The organism is Rhizobium beringeri (assembly GCF_004306515.1).
Lineage (GTDB): Bacteria > Pseudomonadota > Alphaproteobacteria > Rhizobiales > Rhizobiaceae > Rhizobium > Rhizobium beringeri.
This window is the reverse complement of the sequence record NZ_SILG01000001.1, coordinates 4,121,480-4,141,686: the sequence shown is the minus strand read 5'-3', so window position 1 is coordinate 4,141,686 and position 20,207 is coordinate 4,121,480. Positions and strand designations below refer to the sequence as shown.

Below are 20,207 nucleotides of genomic sequence, written 5' to 3'. Positions count from 1 at the left end.
AGATCAAGGAGCTTTATCCAATGTCAATTTCGAAGTTTTCTTCCACCTTTGCGCGGCTTTGCGCAGCTTCGGCCGCCCTTCTGGCGCCGGCCGTCGCTTTCGCGCAGGAGGCTGCGCCAGCTGCCGCCACCGCCGCTGCTGCTCCTGCTTTCACCATGGACAAGGGTGACAATACCTGGATGCTCGTCTCCTCGGCGCTCGTCCTTCTGATGACCATCCCCGGCCTTGCGCTTTTCTACGGCGGTCTCGTCCGCGCCAAGAACATGCTCTCGGTGCTGATGCAGGTCTTCATGATCACGGCCGTCGTGGCGCTGATCTGGGTGACCTATGGCTATTCGCTCGCCTTCACCGACGGCGGCTCGCTGAACAGCTTCGTCGGCGGCTTCTCCAAGGCGTTCCTCGCTGGCGTCAATACGTCGTCGCTCGCCGAAACCTTCTCGAAGGGCGTCGCCATTCCGGAATACACCTTCATCGTGTTCCAGATGACCTTCGCCTGCATCACGCCCGGCCTGATCGTCGGCGCATTCGCCGAGCGCATCAAGTTCTCGGCCGTCATGCTCTTCGTCGTGCTCTGGGTCACGTTCATCTACTTCCCGATGGCGCACATGGTCTGGTTCTGGGGCGGTCCGAGCTCCTACACCTCGCCAGCCGGCCTGATCTTCTCCTACGGCGCAATCGACTTCGCCGGCGGCACGGTCGTTCACATCAATGCCGGTATTGCGGGCCTCGTCGGCGCCATCATGCTCGGCAAGCGCACGGGCTATAAGAAGGAAATCATGGCTCCGCATTCGATGACGCTGACGATGGTCGGCGCCTCGCTGCTCTGGGTTGGTTGGTTCGGCTTCAACGCCGGCTCCAACCTCGAAGCCAATGCCTATGCCTCGCTTGCCTTTATCAACACCTTCGTCGCAACGGCTGCTGCTGCTGTGTCCTGGTGCATCGTTGAATCCCTCACCCGCGGCAAGGCTTCCATGCTCGGTGGCGCTTCCGGTGCGGTCGCCGGTCTCGTTGCCATCACCCCGGCGGCAGGCTTTGCCGGCCCGATGGGCGCGATCGTTCTCGGCCTCATCGTTTCGCCGGTCTGCTACTTCTTCGTCGACGTCGTGAAGAACAAGTTCAATTACGACGACAGCCTTGATGTCTTCGGCGTCCATTGCATCGGCGGCATCATCGGCGCTCTCGGCACCGGTATCCTCGTCAACCCGGCGCTAGGCGGTGCAGGCATCGTCGATTATTCCACAGCCGATTTCGCAGCCTCCTATGCCGGCACGGCAACCCAGGTCTGGGCTCAGGCCAAGGGCGTGCTGACGACGCTGCTGTGGTCGGGTATCGGTTCTGCGATCCTCTACAAGATCGTCGACGTCGTCATCGGCCTGCGTGTAACCGTTGAAGCCGAGCGCGAAGGTCTCGACCTATCGACCCACGGCGAAGCCGCCTACCACTCTTCTTGATCACAGGGTTTGCGGCGACCGGCAGAAGGGCGCCGCTGCACGGCCCGTCGCGGCCTATCTAACCATAGACCGCATTTGGCCCGGACCTTCCAAGGTTCGGGTCTTTTTCATTTCCCTGCTCGGAATGCACGTCCAGGCATGCATGGTTAACATCGCTTTAACCCGGCTCTGATTAGGTAGAGCGGACGCATTTTGGCACGGCGAAGCTTTAGCGATTCGCGTGTCCTCAGGCATTGGACGGGTTAGACACATGGCAAGAAGCACGTCGCCGGCAATGGATGGCCGTCCGGATCGGTTCTCCTTCTCGGCATTCATGCTGCGGCAGATCCAGGCGCTGATCGGCTTTGCGATCTTTCTGCTGCTGGCGTTCTGCGTCGCGGCGCTGGCGACTTGGAATGTCGCGGATCCGAGCTATTCCTATGCCACCGCCAACCTGCCGACCAATATTCTCGGTTACAGCGGTGCCGCCTTTGCCGATATCGTCATGCAATTCCTCGGCCTTGCCAGCGTCGTTTCGATGCTGCCGATCGTCGCCTGGGCGCTGACGCTGATCTCGGGCCGCCGCTTCAGCCGTATTCCTGCCCGCATCGGCGCCTGGTTTGCCGGTTCGGTGCTTTCTTCCGCCGTCATCGGCTGTTTTCCGCCGCCGCTCACCTGGCCGATTCCGAACGGCATCGGCGGCGTCGTCGGCGACATGATCCTGCGTTTTCCTGCACTCTTCGTCGGCGCTTATCCCACAGGCACCTTCGCCATGATCGTCGGCTGCATCTTTGCCGCGCCGACCGCCTGGATGATGCTCTTTGCATCCGGCCTCGTCGGCCGCAGCGACGCAGACGAAGAGATCGAGGAGGACTACGTTGATACCCGTAGCAAGGCCCGCGTCGTCGGAGACGAGGACGACGAGGAAGACGAGTCCCGCTGGGTCGCTTTCAGCGGTGCCGTGACGCATGCCTGGTACATGAGCCAGGGCCGATTGCGCCGGCTCTTCGGCATGGGGCCGCGCAAGCGCCGTCAGGGCGATTACGAATCACCTTATGATTTCAACGATGACGAGTTCGGGACGCTGAACGAACCCGTGCGTGCCAAGGCACCGACCGTCCGCGGCGAGCGCATGGAGCCCTCGATGGAACCATCGATGGGGCCAAGGGCGGCTTCGCCGCGGCGCATCGTCTCTGCGCCGTCGCTGTCGATCGATGACGACGATGACAATGACGACGACTTGCCCTTTGATACCGACATGCCGCCGCGCCCGGCCGATATCCTGCCCGACGACGATGACGACGACTGGATGATCCGTGCACCGGCAAAGGCGGCCGGCAAGCCGGAACCGCGCGTCGTCCCGGTGGTCGCACGTCCGAAGCCCAGCGCCCGCATCGAGCGGGAGGCGCAGGGCTCGTTCATCCGTCCCGAGGGTTTCCAGCTTCCGTCGATGCATCTGCTCGCCGAACCGAAGAATGTCGTGCGCGACTCCACGCTTTCGGCCGATGCGCTGGAACAGAATGCCCGCATGCTCGAAGGCGTGCTGGAAGATTTCGGCGTCAAGGGTGAGATCATCCATGTCCGTCCGGGCCCCGTCGTCACGCTCTACGAACTGGAGCCGGCGCCCGGCATCAAGTCGTCGCGCGTCATCGGCCTTGCCGACGATATCGCCCGCTCAATGAGCGCCATTGCCGCCCGTGTTGCCGTCGTGCCCGGCCGCAACGCGATCGGCATCGAATTGCCGAACCAGACGCGCGAGACCGTCTATCTGCGTGAACTCATCGCCTCCAGGGATTTTGAAGGCAGCAAGGCGAAGCTCGCCATGGCGCTCGGCAAGACGATCGGCGGCGAAGCCGTCATCGCCGATCTCGCCAAGATGCCACATCTGCTGGTGGCCGGCACCACCGGCTCCGGCAAGTCGGTCGCCATCAACACGATGATCCTGTCGCTGCTCTACCGCATGACGCCGGAGCAGTGCCGGCTGATCATGATCGACCCGAAGATGCTCGAACTCTCCGTCTATGACGGCATCCCGCATTTGCTTTCGCCTGTCGTCACCGATCCGAAAAAGGCCGTCGTCGCGCTCAAATGGACCGTTCGCGAGATGGAAGAGCGCTACAAGAAGATGTCGAAGATCGGCGTGCGCAACATCGATGGCTTCAACACCCGCGTCGAGCAGGCGCTGTCGAAGGGCGAGGCGATCTCGCGTACGGTGCAGACCGGCTTCGACCGCCATACCGGCGAGGCGATGTATGAGACCGAAGAATTCGATCTGCGGCCGATGCCCTATATCGTCGTGATCATCGACGAGATGGCCGACCTGATGATGGTCGCCGGCAAGGATATCGAAGGCGCCGTCCAACGTCTGGCGCAGATGGCGCGCGCGGCCGGCATTCACGTGATCATGGCGACACAGCGTCCGTCCGTCGACGTCATCACCGGCACGATCAAGGCAAACTTCCCGACCCGCATCTCCTTCCAGGTGACGTCGAAGATCGACAGCCGCACCATCCTTGGCGAACAGGGCGCCGAACAGCTGCTCGGCATGGGCGACATGCTCTACATGGCGGGCGGCGGTCGTATCCAGCGCGTGCACGGCCCGTTCGTTTCGGATGTCGAGGTGGAAGAGATCGTCTCCTATCTGAAGACCCAGGGCTCGCCGCAATATCTCGACGCGATCACCGCCGATGATGACGAGGACGGCGATTACGGCGGCGGTGGCGGCGGCGGTCCGGCCGGCACGTCCAATCTTTCCGAATCGGAAGATCCCTACGATCAGGCGGTCGCCATCGTGCTGCGCGACGGCAAGGCGTCGACCTCCTACGTCCAGCGCCGGCTCGGCATCGGCTACAACCGCGCCGCCTCGCTCGTCGAGCGCATGGAGAAGGAAGGCATCATCGGACCGGCCAACCATGCCGGCAAACGCGAGATCCTCGTTCCCACCGAAGGCGACATCCTCGACCGCTGACATATCAGGCATATATTTCCGATGCAGCCGCTTTTGCGGAAACCTGATAGCATCGAAGCCGTTACCTCTCGCAGGCCGATCGCAACGCCTTGAAGACGCCGCCTTTCGGCAGCATGCAGATCGCATAAAGGAGATTTAGATGAGTCACTCCGATACCTTCCTCTCCGGCCTGACGGTAACGCGCCGCGATCTTCTCGGCGCCTTCGCCGTTGCTGCAATGGCGAGCGCCATTCCCTTCGGCGCTTATGCGCAGGCGGCAGCTCCAGCCTCCGGCACGGCGCAGGCGATCGCCGATCATTTTTCCGGCGTCACGACGATGCAGGGCGAATTCGTGCAGTTCGGCCCGCGCGGCGAGCAGACCGGCGGCAAGTTCTTCATCCAGCGCCCCGGCAAGCTGCGCTTCAACTATGACGATCCGTCGCCGATGCGGGTGATCGCCGACGGCAAGAACGTCGCCATCGGCAATACGAAGCTCAAGACCTGGGATCTCTATCCGCTCTCCAAGACCCCGCTCAGCCTGCTCCTGGCGCAGCATATCGACCTGTCGGCCGGCATGGTGAAGGGCGTGAAGGAAGAGTCTGACCTGACGACGATCGCGCTCGGCAACAATACGGTGTTCGGAAACTCGACCATCACCATGATGTTCGATCCGAAGACCTACGACCTGCGTCAGTGGACGATCACCGACAATCAGGGCAAGGACACCTCGGTGATGATCTTCAACGTCAAGACCGGCGTGCAGTTCGACGATCGCGTCTTCCGCGTGCCCTATGAAACCATTCCGGGCACGCCTCAGTCGCGCGACTGAAACCTTTTCGGTTGATCGCCGGCCGCTTTTGCACGCGGCCGGTTCCCTAGCGTCCACCTTTGTTTTAAAGCCCTTTCATGAAAGCGTGAGAGGGTATGGGCATGGGCTTTTCGATCACCACCTGGAACATCAACTCGGTGCGGCTGCGCATGCCGATCGTCGAGCAGCTCGTACTCAAGCACAGGCCCGATATCCTCTGCCTGCAGGAAACCAAGGTGACGAACGACCTGTTTCCGGCGGCACCGCTACGGGCGATGGGCTATGATCACATCATCATTCATGGCCAGAAGGGCTATCACGGCGTGGCGATCGCCTCGCGCATTCCGTTGACCGAAGATCACCGGCAGGATTATTGCGGCGTCGGCGATGCGCGCCACATCTCGGCGATCTTCGAGCACGGCAATCGCCGCGTCCGGCTGCATAATTTCTACGTCCCGGCCGGCGGCGACGAACCGGATCGCACGATCAATCCGAAATTCGGCCACAAGCTCGATTTCATCGAGGAGATGAAGCTGCTGAAAGCCAACGGCGAGGCCAACACCTCAGCCATCCTCGTCGGCGACCTCAACATCGCGCCGCTGGAGCACGATGTCTGGTCGCACAAGCAGCTTCTGAAGATCGTCAGCCATACGCCCGTCGAAACCGAGGGGCTGCTCGAGGTGATGAAGCGCGGCGCCTGGCTCGATCTGATGCGTCAGCATGTGCCTGAAAACGAGAAGCTCTACACCTGGTGGAGCTACCGCGCCAAGGACTGGGAGGCGGCAGATCGCGGCCGCCGTCTCGACCATATCTGGTCGTCATCGGATCTCGGGCCGCATCTGAAGCGGATCGAGATCCTGAAGGAGGCGCGCGGCTGGGATCGTCCCTCCGACCACGTGCCGGTGACGGCGCATTTCGATTTCTAGCGCATCCTCTCGGACGCGCGGCCTCTATCAAGATCAGCTGAAGCGGTAGAACTGGCTTGCGGCCTTTGCCGCAAGCTCCGCGAGATTGTCGCGGATGCGGTTCTCGATCAGCCGGGCTGCGTCCGGATATTCTTCGATCAGCCGGTGGAAGAGGGCGCGGGTAATGCGGATGATACTGGTGTCCTCGCGCGCTACCGCGGTGAACTTGCGCTCCACCAGCGTCACCAGCGCTAGTTCGGAAACCAGGGTTCCGGGACCGGCGATCCCCTCTGTCCTCTGCATGCCGTCGCTGCTCGTCGCGCTCAGCTCCAGGCTGCCGCTGAGGATGACATAGGCACTCTCGGCGGGCGAGCCCTGGCGAAACAGCATCTGGCCGGCAGCGATCATGCGCCGGTCGGCGCCGAAGGCGACCAACCGCAGTTGATCCTCGTTCATGTCCTTGAACAGAGGAAGCTGCGCGAGCATGTGGATGTCGTCAGTCAGCGCCATGCGGGCTTTTCGCCTTAGAGCAATTCCAGCAAAAGTGCCTAGCGGTTTTGCCAGGCAAAGCGTGAAACACTTTTGCCGGGAATTGCGTGAAAACAAAGAGATAGAGCATTTCCGTGATTCGGAGAAAAACGGAAATGCTCTAGGGTATGATCTTGTAGCCGCCATTTTCCGTGACGAGAATTTCGGCATTGGAAGGATCGCGCTCGATCTTCTGGCGCAGGCGGTAGACGTGGGTTTCCAGCGTATGCGTCGTCACGCCGGAATTATAGCCCCAGACCTCTTCGAGCAGCACGTCGCGGGTAACGACCTTCTGTTCGGCGCGGTAGAGATAGCGGATGATCGCCGCTTCCTTTTCCGTCAGCCGGATCTTCTGGCCGTTATCGGTGGTCAGGAGCTTCTGGCTCGGCTTGAAGAGATAGGGCCCGACGGTGAAGGTCGCGTCCTCGCTCTGCTCATGCTGGCGCAACTGCACACGGATGCGCGCGAGCAGAACGGCGAAGCGGAAAGGTTTGGTGACATAGTCGTTGGCGCCGGCTTCAAGACCGAGGATCGTGTCCGAATCGGTATCATGGCCGGTCAGCATGATGATCGGCGCCTTGAAGCCGCCCTTGCGCAGCAGCTTCACCGCCTCGCGGCCGTCCATATCGGGCAGGCCGACATCCATGATCAGCAGGTCGATCGGCGTCGAGCGGGCGGTCGCGACACCTCTGCCGGCGTTGGCTTCCTGCAGAACCGTGAATTCCTCATACAGCGACAATTGCTCCGTCAGCGTCTGCCGAAGGTCATCGTCGTCATCCACCAGAAGAATGGTGCGTGCGGTCATGCCGTTTGCGTCCTCATGTTAAGTCCCCTAGTCCTACGCCAAATTCCTGGTTTGGCAAGGATCGGGCAACGGGCTGTTGCCGGGCCGGTTTCGATATGATTTCAATCGAAGCCCCAGACAAGGCACGACATGCGAGAAAAATGGAAAAAGCAAGGCAGAGGCCGGGTATGACGCCGTCGACGATCGTTGTGCGTGCTGCGCCGGGGCGCAAGAGCCGGGCGATCGTCCGGTTCGGCGCCATCACCGTGCCCGCTGCGATCGGCCGCTCCGGCCGCACGGTGATGAAACGCGAGGGCGACGGCGCCACGCCGATCGCCTCGATGAGGCTGATATTAGGCTTCCGGCGCGGCGAGCGGAACGGCCGGCTCGTCACTCCGCTTCCCATTCGCCGCATCCGCCCCGACATGCTCTGGTGCGATCAGTCTGGCAATGCCAGCTACAACCGCCTCGTCAGGACGCCGTTCCGCGCAAGTCATGAAGAGATGCGGCGCAGCGACGGGCTCTACGATATCTGTCTGGTGATGGACTGGAACATCTCCTCGCGTGCGCGTAATCGCGGCTCGGCGATCTTCTTCCATCTCATCCGGCCAGGCTACGAGCCGACGGCGGGCTGCGTGGCGGTAAGCCTGCGCGACATGCGCCGCCTGCTGCCCCACCTTCGAAAGGGAACGATTGTCCGCGTCGTCTGATTGTCTTCCGGATGCGGTCGCCTATATGCTTCCGGTGACCGAACGCTCCGGCTGAAATGCGTTCAGGGACGTCCGCAAGCGCGGGCGCAATTCATGCCTCGTCCAATTCTTCAAACTCCCGGAGATATATTGTGACCGCTCAACCTATCATCACTTTCCATGACGGACATTCCATTCCCCAAGTCGGCCTCGGCGTCTGGCAGACGCCACAGGATATTGCCGCTCCCACCGTGCGCACTGCGATCGCCGCCGGCTATCGTCATATCGATACGGCTTCCGGCTACGACAACGAAGAGGGCGTCGGCGAAGGCATTCGCTCTTCCGGCCTCGACCGCAAAGATATCTTCGTCACCACCAAGCTCAGGAATACCGATCAGGGCTATGACAATACGCTGCGAGCCTTCGACGGCAGCCTGAAGAAGCTCGGTTCCGAATATGTCGACCTCTATCTCATTCACTGGCCGTCGCCGCATCGCGGCCTTTATACCGAGACCTGGAAGGCTTTCGTGCGCATCCGGGAGGAGGGCCGCGCCCGCTCGATCGGCGTGTCGAATTTCTATCCTGAACATCTCGAGCGTATCATCGGCGAAACCGGCGTCGTTCCCGTCATCAACCAGATCGAGCTGCATCCCGATTTCCAGCAGAAGGCGGCGCAGGAGGCTCATCAAAAGCTGAACATTGCCACCGAATCCTGGAGCCCGCTCGGCCAGGGCAAGTTCATCTCGAACGCTGATATAGGCGAGATCGCCAAAAAGCATCAGAAGACGCCGGCTCAGGTGATCATTCGCTGGCACATCGACACCGGCCTCGTCGTTATCCCGAAATCGGTGACGCCGTCGCGCATCGAGGAGAACTTCCAGGTGTTCGACTTCAAGCTCGATGCCGACGACATGGCCGCGATCGCCAAGCTCGACAGCGCCGACGCCCGCATGGGACCGGATCCGTTGACGGCCGCCTTCTGAGCATTACCGAGCGCATCAGCGGTCGCCCCGGAGGAGAGACCACCCGGGCGGCCGCCACTTGACGTAGGCATGCCGCCTTCAGTCAATAATTGCAATTGGACGATCCGTTGGTCGGGGCGAAGCCGTAACTGCAGCTATTGCCCAGGCTCTGCGGTCTTCCAATTGAGCCGGTATAATCGTCGAAGGCGCGTGAGGGATACCAATAACCGTTCGCGCTCTTGATATAGCCGGGCCGGCCGCTGCTGTAGCCGCGGTATCCGTTGAGTGACGGTATCTTCTTCTGCGCAACCTGCAGCAGTTGGCCCGAGGCGACCGTGACTGGCGGTATGGCGGGATGCATCGGCGCGGCGCCGACGGCGTCGATCGATGCCAGCGGTGCAAACATGATCAGGCTGGCTCGCAGTAAACTCGCTACTAATTTCTGCCTCATGGCGCTTCCCCGATGGCGCGGTGTTCGCCGAAGCCTGAACGGTATCTGTCGCGTGTCGCGCCTGATTATCGATGAGGCCACAGGAATATATCGATGTCGATTGCCCGAAAGGATGAAATTGGGAAGGTGGGCCATGCACAAACGGGCTCGCCCGCCACGACTTAGGGCGTGGACTCATTAGCGCGTAGCCAAATTCGGATTGATGCGAGTTTGACGAACGCCAGATAGTTGGCCGCGAGTTTGTCGTATCTGGTCGCGACACGCCTACATTGCTTAATTTTGTTGAAGAACCGTTCGATCAGGTTGCGTGCGCGATAGAGATAGGGGCTGAAGCAGATCGGGTCTTTGCGATTTCGTTTCGGCGGAATGTTCGCCCATGCTCCTTGCTGGCGAGCCAGCTCCCAATCCAATCGGCGGAGTCGCTAACGTTCTGAATCTACTTCCGGTTCCGGCGCAATAACTGACATGGCCAGACTTGCTGCCGGTTCGACCCGGTCTCGAATGACCCAGCAGCGACATTGGCCCTAGCGGCAGCGTGGCGGTCCATGGCCCACCGGCCTCAATTCCACGTGTGACACGTTAGCTTAGATGCGTCGCGTGAAGGCGCCGTCAACCACCAGATTGGCGCCGGTGACGTAGCTCGCCGCTGGGCTCGCCGTGAATGCGACGACGTTGGCGATCTCCTCGGGCCTCGCCATGCGGCCCATCGGGATCATGGCAACCGCATTGCGAAAATCTTCGGGCTGCTCGCTCTTGATTTGATCCCAGGCACCACCGTCAAAGAACGTCGAACCGGGGCTGACGACATTGGCTCGGATACCCTTGGGTGCGACGGTCCGGGCGAGCGACTTGATGTAAAAGTGCAGCGCAGCCTTTATGGCGCCATAGGACACCTCTGTGTAAGCATTGAGTTCTGAATCCTCGACTCCCCCAATCGAGCCAATGGCGACGATGCTCCCCGCCCGTGATCGCTCAAGGTGCGGCATAACCGCCTCAACTGCCGTCACCGTGTGGATCAGATCGACGTCGAAGGCCGACTGGAACGCCTCGATGCTAAGGCCGAAAGATAAGGCGCTGGCATTTGCCACCAAAATGTCGACACCGCCAAGCGCCGCCGCAGCGCTTTCAACCCAGCTCCGAAGTGCTGCTGGGTCTTTGACGTCCACCGACCGGCCCCAGGCCTTGCCTCCCTTGGATTCTAGTGCCTTGACCGTGTCCTCAACGGCGTCGCCGCTGCGGGCACAAATCGCGACGTCGGCTCCCTCCAACGCAAGACGCTCAGCGATGGCAAGCCCAATCCCCCGAGTTGAGCCGGTTACCAGTGCCTTTTTGCCAGTGAGCTGCAGATCCATTTCATGGGCTCCTCTTATCCGACATCCGTTGGAAATACCGCTTTGTGAGGTTAGGTATGTTCCCTGCAGAGAAACGCGGCAAGAGCGGATCGGCATAATGCTCATATGAACGGCAGGATGCCACGATCGGTGATGCCTTCAGTTTTGGTGATCTCGGCTGGTAAGCCGGCAGCCGCAAACCTGCTTGATCGGCAATTCCGCTTTTGGCACATAGCGTCGTTTCGCTGCTATGCAGCAACGCGTCGGCCATTGGGGCATAGCGGACTCTGTAGGCTATCAGTCCAGCAGATTTATGAGTTCACAGCCTAGTTAAATCGGAAGCAATTTACGGCATGTCGCGCAAAACTGTGCAGCGGTTTTGCGACAGCGACATGCGCAAAAACAAAGGCTTTAGTGCAGCAATTCAGAGGGCTGCAGAGCTCTTTGCGCGTCGGAGAAGGCGCAGGGCTGTGCAGGTCCCAGCATGTGGACGCCGAAGCGACAGACGCCATAAATGCGAAGCCGCCCGATGTGCATCGGGCGGCTTGCAAGTTGATCAATTGGCTGGATCAGATCAGTTCCACTCGCGGATATCGACGAAGTGCCCGGCGATCGCGGCTGCGGCTGCCATTGCTGGCGAGACGAGGTGCGTGCGGCCCTTGAAGCCTTGACGGCCTTCGAAGTTGCGGTTCGAGGTCGAAGCGCAGCGTTCGCCCGGCTTCAGGCGGTCGTCGTTCATGGCAAGGCACATGGAGCAACCCGGCTCGCGCCAGTCGAAACCGGCGGCCTTGAAGATCTTGTCGAGGCCTTCGGCTTCCGCCTGTTCCTTGACGAGGCCAGAGCCTGGCACGATCATCGCGTCGACAGTTGGGGCAACCGTCTTGCCTTCGACCACCTTGGCGACTTCGCGCAGATCCTCGATGCGGCCGTTGGTGCAGGAGCCGATGAAGACGCGGTCGAGCGTGATGTCGGTCATCTTCGTGCCCGGCTTCAGGCCCATGTAGTCGAGCGCGCGCCACTTGGAGGTGCGCTTGGTTTCGTCCTGGATGTCGTCGGGGTTCGGAACGATGCCCTGGACAGAGATGACATCCTCGGGCGAGGAGCCCCAGGAGACGATCGGCGGCAGGCTGGCAGCATCGAGCACGACGACGCGGTCATAATGAGCGCCCTCGTCGGTCTGCAGCGTCTTCCAGTAGGCGATTGCCTGTTCCAGCGCCTCGCCCTTCGGCGCGCGCGGCTTGCCCTTGATGTATTCGAAGGTCTTTTCATCAGGGGCGATCAGGCCGGCGCGGGCGCCGCCTTCGATCGTCATGTTGCAGATGGTCATGCGGCCTTCCATCGACAGCGCGCGGATCGCTTCGCCGGCAAATTCGATGACGTGGCCGGTGCCGCCGGCCGTGCCGATCTCGCCGATGATGGCAAGGATGATGTCCTTGGCGGTGACGTGCGGCGGAAGCACGCCGTCGACCCGCACCAGCATGTTCTTTGCCTTCTTCTGGATCAGCGTCTGGGTCGCCAGAACATGCTCGACCTCGGAGGTGCCGATGCCGTGTGCCAGCGCGCCGAAAGCGCCATGCGTCGAGGTATGGCTGTCGCCGCAGACAATGGTCATGCCGGGCAGGGTGAAGCCCTGTTCCGGACCGACGATGTGGACGATGCCCTGGCGCTTGTCACTTGCCGAATAATATTCGACGCCGAATTCGGCGGCGTTGGTCGCCAGCGCTTCCACCTGGATGCGGCTTTCCTCGTTCTTGATGCCGAGATGGCGGTCGGGCGAGGTCGGAACGTTATGGTCGACGACGGCGAGCGTCTTTTCCGGCGCGCGAACCTTGCGGCCGGTCATGCGCAGGCCTTCGAAAGCCTGCGGCGAGGTGACTTCGTGGACCAGATGGCGGTCGATGTAGAGAAGACAGGTGCCGTCTGCCTGTTCGTCGACCAGATGATCGTCCCAGATCTTGTCGTAGAGGGTACGCGGTGCGCTCATGGCGTTAAGTCCGTTTTTCTAAAGCTTTTGGAAAATCGAGAAATGGCAGATCAGGCTCCGCCGGCCGTCATTCGATCAACGAAGTCGGCTGTTGAGCGCACCGGACACGCACGCAAAAAACCGAGCCGGCAGGCGATAATGGTCCTGCAGCACGAAAATATGCGCACCAATGCATCTGAACTTGGATTCCATGGCCCTGCATATAGCGATTTTTCGCGGCGGCTTCAATTTGAATCATCAGGAGGCCTTCTGAGGCCCCTCAGTGGTGCGGCAATTGGTGCAGTCACCGCGACTTCATCCATTTCTCCGTCCGCCGCAGCGCCAGCGACAGGCCGATCGTCAGGATCAGATAGATATAGGTGACGATCGAATAGGTTTCGAAGAAGCGGAAGGAGCCGGCGGCATAGACCTTGCCCATCTGGGTGATGTCGGCGACGCCGAGGACGGAGACGAGCGAGCTGTCCTTCACCATCGAGACGAAATCGTTGGAGAGCGGTGGGAAAATCACCCGGATCGCCTGCGGGAAGACGACGGAGCGGAAGCGCCGGTAGCGCGAGAGGCCGAGGGCCTTTGCCGCCTCGATCTGGCCCAGATCGACCGACTGGAAACCGGCCCGGAAGATTTCGGCGATGAAGGAGGAATAGCCGACCGTCAGCGCGATGATCGCTCGCCACATCAGCGAGAGGTCGCGCACCAGGATGGGCTCGGTCACGCCTGATGTCACCAGCGGCGAAATCAGGAAATTATAGGCTGCGACCAGGGCCGGCGCGCCGACGAAGGCGACGTAGAACAGCAGTACGAGAATCGGTATGCCGCGGATGATCTCGATGTAGAATCGTGCAATCTGACGCAACACCTGGCTGTCGGCCATGCCAAGCAGGCAGATGCCGAGGCCGAGCACGGTGGCGAGCACGAAGGCGACCAGCGTGACGAAGACCGTGATTCCGACACCGTTGACGACGGTGCGGAAAACCTGGGCATAGATATCATTGGTGACGATGACGGCGGCAAGGACGAGGCCGATCGCGACAAGCGCGACCAGCCACCAGGGATAGTCATCCTTGACGTATCTGTCGGGAGATGGTCGCAGGGCCATTGCTTGGCGTCATTCGCCCATCTTGTAGTCGAGGAACCACTTCTTGTTCAGCGCATCCAGCGTGCCGTCGGCCTTGAGTGCGGCGATGGCGGCATTGACCGGGGCGACAAGATCGGACCCTTTCGGGAAGATGAAGCCGAAATCCTCGGTGCCGAGCGGCTCGCCGATCAGCTTCAGGGCGCCGCCCGAGGCATCGACATAACCCTTGCCGGCGGTGCCGTCGGTCAGCACGACGTCGACGTCGCCGGCCTTCAGGGCCTGGACGGTGGCGCCGAAGGTTTCGAAGAGCTTGATGCGCGGGTTCTGCTCGTTGCCATCAAGCACTTCGTAGACCGCGGTGTAGAAGGGGGTGGTGCCGGGCTGCGCGCCGACCAGGCCATCCTTGAATTCGCCGAAGGACTTGGCGTCGGTGAAGCGTTTCTCGTCGCCGCGCACCAGCATGAACTGCTGCGAACGCATATAGGGATCGGAAAAATCCACCTTCTGCTTGCGGTCGTCCTTGATGGTGATGCCGGTCATGCCGATGTTGTACTGGCCGTCGGAAACCGCCTGGATCATCGCGTCCCAGCTGGTGTTCTGGTATTCGACCTTAAAGTTCAGCCGCTTGGCGATCTCGGTCATCGCATCATATTCCCAGCCGATCGCCTTGCCGGATTTCGGATCGACGAATTGCAGCGGCGGATAGGCATTCTCGGTGACGACGACGACGCTCTTGCCGCCGAGATCAGGCAGCTCGGCGGCCGAGGCGGTCAGGGGCAGAAGAGCAAGGGCGGCGAAGCTCGCAAGAACGGTACGACGAAACAACATTGAACGGTTTCCCAAATTGAACGGCAAAAACTGTCACGGAAGGTAGGCCTGAGGCAAGGCCGCCGGCTGCGCACCGAAGCAAAAAATAGAAAAGGCGACCCGAAGGCCGCCTTTCCAAGCAAAGAATTTTGCGTAGCGCAGATCTTATTCTGCTGCCGGTTCCGCTGCAGCGGCGGCTGCTTCTGCGGCGGCCTTTTCGGCAGCGGCCTTGGCTTCCGCAGCTTCGGCTGCTGCCTTCTCGGCGGCGAGCGCCTGAGCTGCTGCGACCTTTTCAGCTTCGATGCGTGCCTTTTCCTCGGCAATGGCGGCGCGCTCGGCGTCGTTGAGCTTGCGGGCGCGGACGCCGGTGTCTTCAACGATACGGGCAGACTTGCCGCGACGGTCGCGCAGGTAATAGAGCTTGGCGCGACGGACCTTACCGCGGCGAACGACGTCGACGCTTTCGATCATCGGCGAGTAGACCGGGAATACGCGCTCGACGCCTTCGCCGTAGGAGATCTTGCGGACCGTGAAGTTTTCCTGCAGGCCGCCGCCGGAGCGGGCGATGCAGACGCCTTCATAGGCCTGAACGCGGGTACGGGTGCCTTCCGTGACTTTCACGTTGACACGGACGGTGTCGCCCGGGGAAAATTCGGGAAGCGTGCGCTTGGCTTCGATCTTGGCGGCCTGTTCGGCCTCAAGCTGCTGAATGATGTTCATCGTCTTAACCTTTGGTTCTTCTGAAACAGCCAGAGCGCTCAACACTGATCCTTCGGAACTGGCCTCAGGACTTTGCCCGTCAAGGGCGGGAGCGGATTCGCCATTCTTTGTTTGCTGGCAGACGGGGATAAACCCCATTTCCGCGTGCGCCAATACACGAAAGGCCAGGGCTTGTCATCCCTTGGACGGCATTTTTGTGAAAAGGGCTGCGAAATCAGCCGTTTTTCTCACTTTACAGCGCCGCACCTCTTTTTCTGACGCGTAAAGGACGCTGTAACACTTTGAATCTACGCATCGTGCTTTCCGAAAATCGACCCCGATTTTCGAGCCGATACGCTAGCCTTTTTCGAGCAGATCCGGCCGCCGTTCCCGGGTCAGCCGCACCGCTTCCTGATGCCGCCATTTGTCGATGGCGCCGTGGTTGCCGGAGGTGAGGATCGAGGGGATTTCCCGACCTTCCCACTCCTGCGGCCGGGTATAATGCGGATGTTCCAGCAGTCCGCCTTCGAAGCTTTCGTGCAGGCCGGAAACATCGTTGCCCATGACACCAGGCAGGATGCGGACGATCGCATCGAGCACGATCAGCGCCGCCGGCTCGCCGCCTGATAGTACGTAGTCGCCGATCGAGACCTCTTCCAGTCCGCGCGCCTCGATCACCCGCTGGTCGACGCCCTCGAAGCGGCCGCAGACGATGATGACGCCGTCGCCGGCCGCGAGCTCGCGCACACGCTGCTGCGTCAGCGGCCGGCCGCGCGGGCTCATTAGCAGCCGCGGGCGGGGATCGTTTTCTGAGGCGCTATCGATCGCGCGGGCGAGAACGTCGGGTTTCAGTACCATGCCGGCGCCGCCGCCTGCCGGGGTATCGTCGACGGTGCGGTGCTTGTCGGTGGCGAAGTCGCGGATTTGCACCGCATCCAGCGACCATTGCCCCCGCTCCATCGCCCTGCCGGCGAGCGAGAAGCCCAGATGCCCCGGAAACATTTCCGGATAAAGTGTCAGCACGCTCGCCTGGAAAGCCATGGCGTCACTTCTTCTTTTTCGGCTTGTCCGGGGTGAATTTCGAAAGCTCTTCCGGATCGTCGACCAGACCCGCCGCCAGCGGATCGATCAACAGCGTGCCGGCCTCGAGGTCGATCTCCAGCACCGAGGCTTCGGAGAAGGGGATCAGCACCGGGCGTTTGCCCGGACCTTTGAGTTCCAGCAGGTCGCCGGCGCCGAAATCGAAGACGCCGGTGACCGTGCCATAGCTGACACCCTTGTCGTCCCGCGCCTCGAGCCCTTCGAGATCGGCATAGTAGAACTCGTCGTCCTCCAGCTCTTCGTCCGGCAGGTTGTCCCGCTCGATATAGAGTTCAAGCCCGTTCAGAGCCTCGGCGGCATTGCGGTCGTTGACGCCACGGAAACGGACGACGACGACATTCTTCATCTCGCGGATTTCGAGGACTTCGAAGCTGCGGCCGTCCATGCTGTGGAGATGGCCGTAGTCGCCAAGCGCGCCGGGATCGGCCGTATAGGCCTTGGCGCGCACCTCGCCCCGGAGGCCTTGCGCGCCACCGATCGTCGCCATCAGAACGGGGTTTTCAAGCTTTGTCATGGGTTCCTTCATGTGAAGCCGAAAGACAGGTTTCTCATAAACGAAGTGCGGGCGATTGGAAACGAAAACGGGCGGCATGTCGCCATGCCGCCCGCTCGAAAGGGAATGTCCCGATTATTCCGCGGCGTCTGCAGCAGCAGCAGCGGCGGCGTCGGCGACCTTCTGAGCCTTTTCGGCGGCGCGTTCCTGGGCGCGCTTGCCGGGCTTTGCCTTGACCGGGTTGTTCTTGACTTCGCGCTTGGCAACGCCGGCCTCATCGAGGAAGCGCAGAACGCGGTCGGTCGGCTGAGCGCCGTTTTCGATCCAGTGCTTGATGCGCTCGGCGTTCAGCTGAACGCGCTTCTCATCGTCCTTGGCAAGCATCGGGTTCCAGGAACCGAGGTTTTCGAGGAAGCGGCCGTCACGCGGGCTGCGCGCATCGGCGAGAACGACGTGGTAGTACGGGCGCTTCTTGGAGCCACCGCGGGCGAGACGAATTTTCAGTGCCATGTTCTTTACTCCTTGGGCTTTTCTTGACCGCTTCGTTAAGCGGTACGGTTATCGGGCCGCGGCGCCCTGTTCAGCGTGATCCGCAGCGATCTGCTCATGATGCCGGATGACTTCCTTGATGACGAAGTTCAGAAACTTCTCGGCGAAATCCGGATCCAGATTGGCGGCTTTCGCCAGCTGGCGAAGGCGTTCGATCTGGTATTCCTCGCGCGCCGGGTCGGCCGGCGGCAGATTGTATTTGGCCTTCAGCACGCCGACCTCTTTGGTGCAGCGGAAGCGTTCGGCCAGCATGTGCACGAGAGCGGCATCGATATTGTCGATCGACTGACGATAGCTCGCGAGCTGGGCTTTGACGTTTGGATCAATCATGGGGCAAGCGATCCTTTCACTTCTTCTTCGGCAATCCGGGCAATCCCGGGAAACCACCGCCAAGGCCCGGCAGCTTGGCGCCGCCGAGGCCCGACAAACCACCCGGCAGACCGCCGAGACCGGGCATACCCCCACCCGGCTTTCCAAGCCCCGCCGCTTCCGCCTGCTTCTGCAAGGCCTCGAGCTGTCGAGGATCGATATTCGAGAGATCGGGCATGCCGCCACCCATGCCGCCCATGCCGCCGCCAAGCCCCATCTTGCCGGCAAGGCCACCCATCATCTGCTTCATCATGCCGCCTTTGCCCTTGCCGCCCATCATCTTCATCATGTCCGCCATCTGGCGGTGCATCTTCAGAAGCTTGTTGATGGCGGCGGCATCGGTGCCGGACCCGGCTGCGATGCGCTTCTTGCGCGAATGCTTGAGCAGGTCGGGATTGGTGCGCTCGGCCCTGGTCATCGACTGGATGATGGCGATCTGGCGGCCGAAAAGCTTGTCGTCGAGGCCGGCTGCGGCCATCTTGTCCTTCATGCCCGACATGCCGGGCATCATGCCCATGATGCCGCCCATGCCGCCCATCTTCTGCATCTGGCGCAGCTGGTCGGCGAGGTCGTCGAGGTCGAACTTGCCCTTGGCCATCTTGGCGGCCATGGCGGCCGCCTTCTCGGCGTCGATATTCTCTGCCGCGCGCTCGACGAGCGAAACGATGTCGCCCATGCCGAGGATGCGGTCGGCGATGCGGCGGGGATGGAACTCCTCCAGCTCGGTCATCTTCTCGCCGACGCCGATCAGCTTGATCGGCTTGCCGGTGACTGCGCGCATCGAAAGGGCAGCACCGCCGCGGCCATCGCCGTCCATGCGGGTCAGCACCAGACCGGTGATCCCGACACGTTCGTCGAAACTGCGGGCGAGGTTGACGGCATCCTGGCCGGTGAGGCTATCGGCGACCAGCAGGATTTCATGCGGGTTCGAGCGCTTCTTGATATCGGCCATTTCGACCATCAAGGGCTCGTCGATATGCGTGCGGCCGGCGGTATCGAGGATGACGACGTCGTGGCCGCCGAGCTTTGCCGCCTGCACGGCGCGGGTGGCGATATCCGTCGGCGACTGGCCTGATATGATGGGCAGCGTGTCGACATTGGCCTGCGCACCGAGCTGGCGAAGCTGCTCCTGGGCTGCTGGACGGCGCGTGTCGAGCGATGCCATCAGCACCTTCTTCTTCTCGCGCGTCGACAGGCGATGGGCGATCTTTGCCGTCGTCGTCGTCTTGCCGGAGCCCTGCAGACCGACCATCATGACGACGACTGGGGCCGGCGCATGCAGGTCGATGCCGACGCCTTCGCCACCCAGCATCTCGATCAGTTCGTCATGGACGATCTTGACGACCATCTGGCCGGGCTTGATCGACTTCAGGATCTCGGCGCCGACGGCCTTTTCACGCACGCGGTCGGTGAAGGAACGCACGACGTCGAGCGCGACGTCGGCCTCCAGCAACGCACGGCGAACCTCGCGCAGCGCTGCGGAAACATCGGCTTCCGAAAGCGCGCCACGGCCTGTCAGTCCATTCAGAATGGATCCAAGACGGTCCTGGAGGTTTTCAAACATCGGCTCTTCCTTGATACGTTTCGGGCGGGTTTGGATATGCCCGGAAACGTCGTGCTTTTCCTTGACGAAAACAAGACGCAAAGCCAAAAAGCACCCGAGGGCGCATCGCGCTGTCGGGTGTTGACCTCCGGGATCTCAAGGTCCCGGTCGGCGGCTCGGAGTCGTGTGGCTCGTCGCGGATTGGGCGCGATAAACAGGAAAGCCGCGCGAAAGTCAAGGCGATGCGGACAAATGACCACATGACGGACTTCTCAGAAGCCGTATCACCTAGTGGTTGCAGCCAAAGTACATATTCAAACAAACCGATGTATCAGCCTAAGTAGTCCGCCATGCTTTCAGCTTTTGCCGATAAATATTCCAGTCGCAGGCCCGAATTCGCTGTCAACGCCAGTTGCAAATTATTCGGCTTGTGATTCTACTTTCTACTTAAGTGCGTCCTGTAAAATGATTCGTGAATATCCTTGATGCCGAATGAATCGGCGGAGATATCGAATGCTAAATGCTGATATTGAGAGCTGGGCGCTGGCGCGGGCCCATCATATTGTCCTGAACGAAGGCTTGAATCTTGCGAAGGCGGCACAGGATCTGGATCGCAAGCGGTCCCGCTCGCTGGTCTACGAGCTGAGAAAGGTCATCACCGCAGCTATTGTCGAAGCCCATGCTGCGTCTTTCGATCCCGACGGTGCACAGCGATAAAAGCAAAACTGCCTCGAAAGGATCGGCGGGCTGCT

Annotated in this window: 20 protein-coding genes and 1 pseudogene; 7 read left to right on the top strand and 14 right to left on the bottom strand. The window is 61.2% G+C overall.

The window, feature by feature from the left end:
- Positions 1-20: 20 nt before the first annotated feature.
- From ELH03_RS20680 to ELH03_RS20665, 4 genes are all read left to right on the top strand, one after another.
- A complete protein-coding gene (locus ELH03_RS20680) occupies positions 21-1,451 on the top strand; it encodes an ammonium transporter (RefSeq protein ID WP_064649637.1) in 1,431 nt (476 codons plus the stop codon).
- Positions 1,452-1,701: 250 nt separating this feature from the next.
- Positions 1,702-4,398 carry an FtsK/SpoIIIE family DNA translocase gene (locus ELH03_RS20675; RefSeq protein ID WP_130766601.1) on the top strand — a complete coding sequence of 899 codons (2,697 nt, stop codon included), beginning with the start codon at positions 1,702-1,704 and terminating at the stop codon, positions 4,396-4,398.
- A gap of 139 nt (positions 4,399-4,537) precedes the next feature.
- Complete coding sequence (locus ELH03_RS20670; RefSeq protein WP_128400382.1) at positions 4,538-5,206, top strand: outer membrane lipoprotein carrier protein LolA; 669 nt, start codon at positions 4,538-4,540, stop codon at positions 5,204-5,206.
- Between the two features lie 101 nt (positions 5,207-5,307).
- Positions 5,308-6,111 carry an exodeoxyribonuclease III gene (locus ELH03_RS20665; RefSeq protein ID WP_128400381.1) on the top strand — a complete coding sequence of 268 codons (804 nt, stop codon included), beginning with the start codon at positions 5,308-5,310 and terminating at the stop codon, positions 6,109-6,111.
- Positions 6,112-6,144: 33 nt separating this feature from the next.
- On the opposite strand, the gene ELH03_RS20660 is transcribed toward ELH03_RS20665, so the two are convergent.
- Together ELH03_RS20660 and ELH03_RS20655 are read right to left on the bottom strand one after the other, a co-directional pair.
- Complete coding sequence (locus ELH03_RS20660) at positions 6,145-6,600, bottom strand: cyclic nucleotide-binding domain-containing protein (RefSeq protein ID WP_018481801.1); 456 nt, start codon at positions 6,598-6,600, stop codon at positions 6,145-6,147.
- A gap of 139 nt (positions 6,601-6,739) precedes the next feature.
- On the bottom strand, positions 6,740-7,423 hold the full coding sequence (locus tag ELH03_RS20655; protein ID WP_105007655.1) for a response regulator transcription factor: 684 nt from the start codon (positions 7,421-7,423) through the stop codon (positions 6,740-6,742).
- A 167-nt stretch (positions 7,424-7,590) separates the two neighbouring features.
- Between ELH03_RS20655 and ELH03_RS20650 the strand changes: the two genes are divergently transcribed.
- Together ELH03_RS20650 and ELH03_RS20645 are read left to right on the top strand one after the other, a co-directional pair.
- Positions 7,591-8,112 carry a L,D-transpeptidase family protein gene (locus tag ELH03_RS20650; protein WP_128411864.1) on the top strand — a complete coding sequence of 174 codons (522 nt, stop codon included), beginning with the start codon at positions 7,591-7,593 and terminating at the stop codon, positions 8,110-8,112.
- A 131-nt stretch (positions 8,113-8,243) separates the two neighbouring features.
- Positions 8,244-9,074 (top strand): aldo/keto reductase, encoded by an 831-nt coding sequence (locus tag ELH03_RS20645; protein ID WP_128411863.1) that lies wholly within the window; start codon positions 8,244-8,246, stop codon positions 9,072-9,074.
- 82 nt (positions 9,075-9,156) lie between these two features.
- Here the strand turns inward: ELH03_RS20645 and ELH03_RS20640 are convergent, their stop codons facing one another.
- The 12 genes and pseudogenes from ELH03_RS20640 to ffh all read right to left on the bottom strand — a co-directional run bounded on the left by ELH03_RS20640 (position 9,157) and on the right by ffh (position 19,476).
- Positions 9,157-9,504, bottom strand: coding sequence for a cell surface protein (locus tag ELH03_RS20640; RefSeq protein ID WP_128400379.1), 348 nt, complete (start codon positions 9,502-9,504; stop codon positions 9,157-9,159).
- Positions 9,505-9,665: 161 nt separating this feature from the next.
- Positions 9,666-9,893, bottom strand: a pseudogene (locus ELH03_RS20635) (transposase); the annotation flags it as partial.
- A 195-nt stretch (positions 9,894-10,088) separates the two neighbouring features.
- Positions 10,089-10,856 carry an SDR family NAD(P)-dependent oxidoreductase gene (locus ELH03_RS20630; protein ID WP_128400378.1) on the bottom strand — a complete coding sequence of 256 codons (768 nt, stop codon included), beginning with the start codon at positions 10,854-10,856 and terminating at the stop codon, positions 10,089-10,091.
- A 553-nt stretch (positions 10,857-11,409) separates the two neighbouring features.
- The gene (gene leuC / locus ELH03_RS20625) at positions 11,410-12,819 is read right to left on the bottom strand and encodes a 3-isopropylmalate dehydratase large subunit (RefSeq protein WP_018243987.1); all 1,410 of its coding nucleotides are present in this window, start codon (positions 12,817-12,819) and stop codon (positions 11,410-11,412) included.
- A 283-nt stretch (positions 12,820-13,102) separates the two neighbouring features.
- A complete protein-coding gene (locus ELH03_RS20615) occupies positions 13,103-13,915 on the bottom strand; it encodes an amino acid ABC transporter permease (RefSeq protein WP_018243986.1) in 813 nt (270 codons plus the stop codon).
- A gap of 9 nt (positions 13,916-13,924) precedes the next feature.
- On the bottom strand, positions 13,925-14,722 hold the full coding sequence (locus tag ELH03_RS20610) for a basic amino acid ABC transporter substrate-binding protein (protein WP_128400376.1): 798 nt from the start codon (positions 14,720-14,722) through the stop codon (positions 13,925-13,927).
- 144 nt (positions 14,723-14,866) lie between these two features.
- Positions 14,867-15,421, bottom strand: coding sequence for a 50S ribosomal protein L19 (rplS, locus tag ELH03_RS20605; RefSeq protein WP_003582945.1), 555 nt, complete (start codon positions 15,419-15,421; stop codon positions 14,867-14,869).
- Between the two features lie 336 nt (positions 15,422-15,757).
- Entirely contained in the window at positions 15,758-16,441 is a 684-nt protein-coding gene (trmD, locus tag ELH03_RS20600) for a tRNA (guanosine(37)-N1)-methyltransferase TrmD (protein ID WP_128400375.1), read from the bottom strand.
- Between the two features lie 4 nt (positions 16,442-16,445).
- Entirely contained in the window at positions 16,446-17,015 is a 570-nt protein-coding gene (rimM, locus tag ELH03_RS20595) for a ribosome maturation factor RimM (RefSeq protein ID WP_029767597.1), read from the bottom strand.
- A gap of 114 nt (positions 17,016-17,129) precedes the next feature.
- A complete protein-coding gene (rpsP, locus tag ELH03_RS20590) occupies positions 17,130-17,504 on the bottom strand; it encodes a 30S ribosomal protein S16 (RefSeq protein ID WP_130766600.1) in 375 nt (124 codons plus the stop codon).
- Positions 17,505-17,552: 48 nt separating this feature from the next.
- Positions 17,553-17,873 carry a chorismate mutase gene (locus ELH03_RS20585; protein WP_018481791.1) on the bottom strand — a complete coding sequence of 107 codons (321 nt, stop codon included), beginning with the start codon at positions 17,871-17,873 and terminating at the stop codon, positions 17,553-17,555.
- A gap of 16 nt (positions 17,874-17,889) precedes the next feature.
- Positions 17,890-19,476: a signal recognition particle protein gene (gene ffh, locus ELH03_RS20580; RefSeq protein WP_128411862.1), complete on the bottom strand. Its 1,587-nt coding sequence runs from the start codon at positions 19,474-19,476 to the stop codon at positions 17,890-17,892.
- A gap of 471 nt (positions 19,477-19,947) precedes the next feature.
- Between ffh and ELH03_RS20570 the strand changes: the two genes are divergently transcribed.
- Positions 19,948-20,172 (top strand): hypothetical protein, encoded by a 225-nt coding sequence (locus ELH03_RS20570; protein WP_017962453.1) that lies wholly within the window; start codon positions 19,948-19,950, stop codon positions 20,170-20,172.
- The last annotated feature ends 35 nt before the right edge of the window (positions 20,173-20,207 follow it).

Bases quoted from the DNA above. Each gene is read 5' to 3' on its own strand.
- ELH03_RS20680 (WP_064649637.1), top strand. From the start codon at position 21: ATGTCAATTTCGAAGTTTTCTTCCACCTTTGCGCGGCTTTGCGCAGCT.
- ELH03_RS20675 (WP_130766601.1), top strand. From the start codon at position 1,702: ATGGCAAGAAGCACGTCGCCGGCAATGGATGGCCGTCCGGATCGGTTC.
- ELH03_RS20670 (WP_128400382.1), top strand. From the start codon at position 4,538: ATGAGTCACTCCGATACCTTCCTCTCCGGCCTGACGGTAACGCGCCGC.
- ELH03_RS20665 (WP_128400381.1), top strand. From the start codon at position 5,308: ATGGGCTTTTCGATCACCACCTGGAACATCAACTCGGTGCGGCTGCGC.
- ELH03_RS20660 (WP_018481801.1), bottom strand. From the start codon at position 6,600: ATGGCGCTGACTGACGACATCCACATGCTCGCGCAGCTTCCTCTGTTC.
- ELH03_RS20655 (WP_105007655.1), bottom strand. From the start codon at position 7,423: ATGACCGCACGCACCATTCTTCTGGTGGATGACGACGATGACCTTCGG.
- ELH03_RS20650 (WP_128411864.1), top strand. From the start codon at position 7,591: ATGACGCCGTCGACGATCGTTGTGCGTGCTGCGCCGGGGCGCAAGAGC.
- ELH03_RS20640 (WP_128400379.1), bottom strand. From the start codon at position 9,504: ATGAGGCAGAAATTAGTAGCGAGTTTACTGCGAGCCAGCCTGATCATG.
- ELH03_RS20630 (WP_128400378.1), bottom strand. From the start codon at position 10,856: ATGGATCTGCAGCTCACTGGCAAAAAGGCACTGGTAACCGGCTCAACT.
- leuC (WP_018243987.1), bottom strand. From the start codon at position 12,819: ATGAGCGCACCGCGTACCCTCTACGACAAGATCTGGGACGATCATCTG.
- ELH03_RS20615 (WP_018243986.1), bottom strand. From the start codon at position 13,915: ATGGCCCTGCGACCATCTCCCGACAGATACGTCAAGGATGACTATCCC.
- ELH03_RS20610 (WP_128400376.1), bottom strand. From the start codon at position 14,722: ATGTTGTTTCGTCGTACCGTTCTTGCGAGCTTCGCCGCCCTTGCTCTT.
- rplS (WP_003582945.1), bottom strand. From the start codon at position 15,421: ATGAACATCATTCAGCAGCTTGAGGCCGAACAGGCCGCCAAGATCGAA.
- trmD (WP_128400375.1), bottom strand. From the start codon at position 16,441: ATGGCTTTCCAGGCGAGCGTGCTGACACTTTATCCGGAAATGTTTCCG.
- rimM (WP_029767597.1), bottom strand. From the start codon at position 17,015: ATGACAAAGCTTGAAAACCCCGTTCTGATGGCGACGATCGGTGGCGCG.
- rpsP (WP_130766600.1), bottom strand. From the start codon at position 17,504: ATGGCACTGAAAATTCGTCTCGCCCGCGGTGGCTCCAAGAAGCGCCCG.
- ELH03_RS20585 (WP_018481791.1), bottom strand. From the start codon at position 17,873: ATGATTGATCCAAACGTCAAAGCCCAGCTCGCGAGCTATCGTCAGTCG.
- ffh (WP_128411862.1), bottom strand. From the start codon at position 19,476: ATGTTTGAAAACCTCCAGGACCGTCTTGGATCCATTCTGAATGGACTG.
- ELH03_RS20570 (WP_017962453.1), top strand. From the start codon at position 19,948: ATGAATCGGCGGAGATATCGAATGCTAAATGCTGATATTGAGAGCTGG.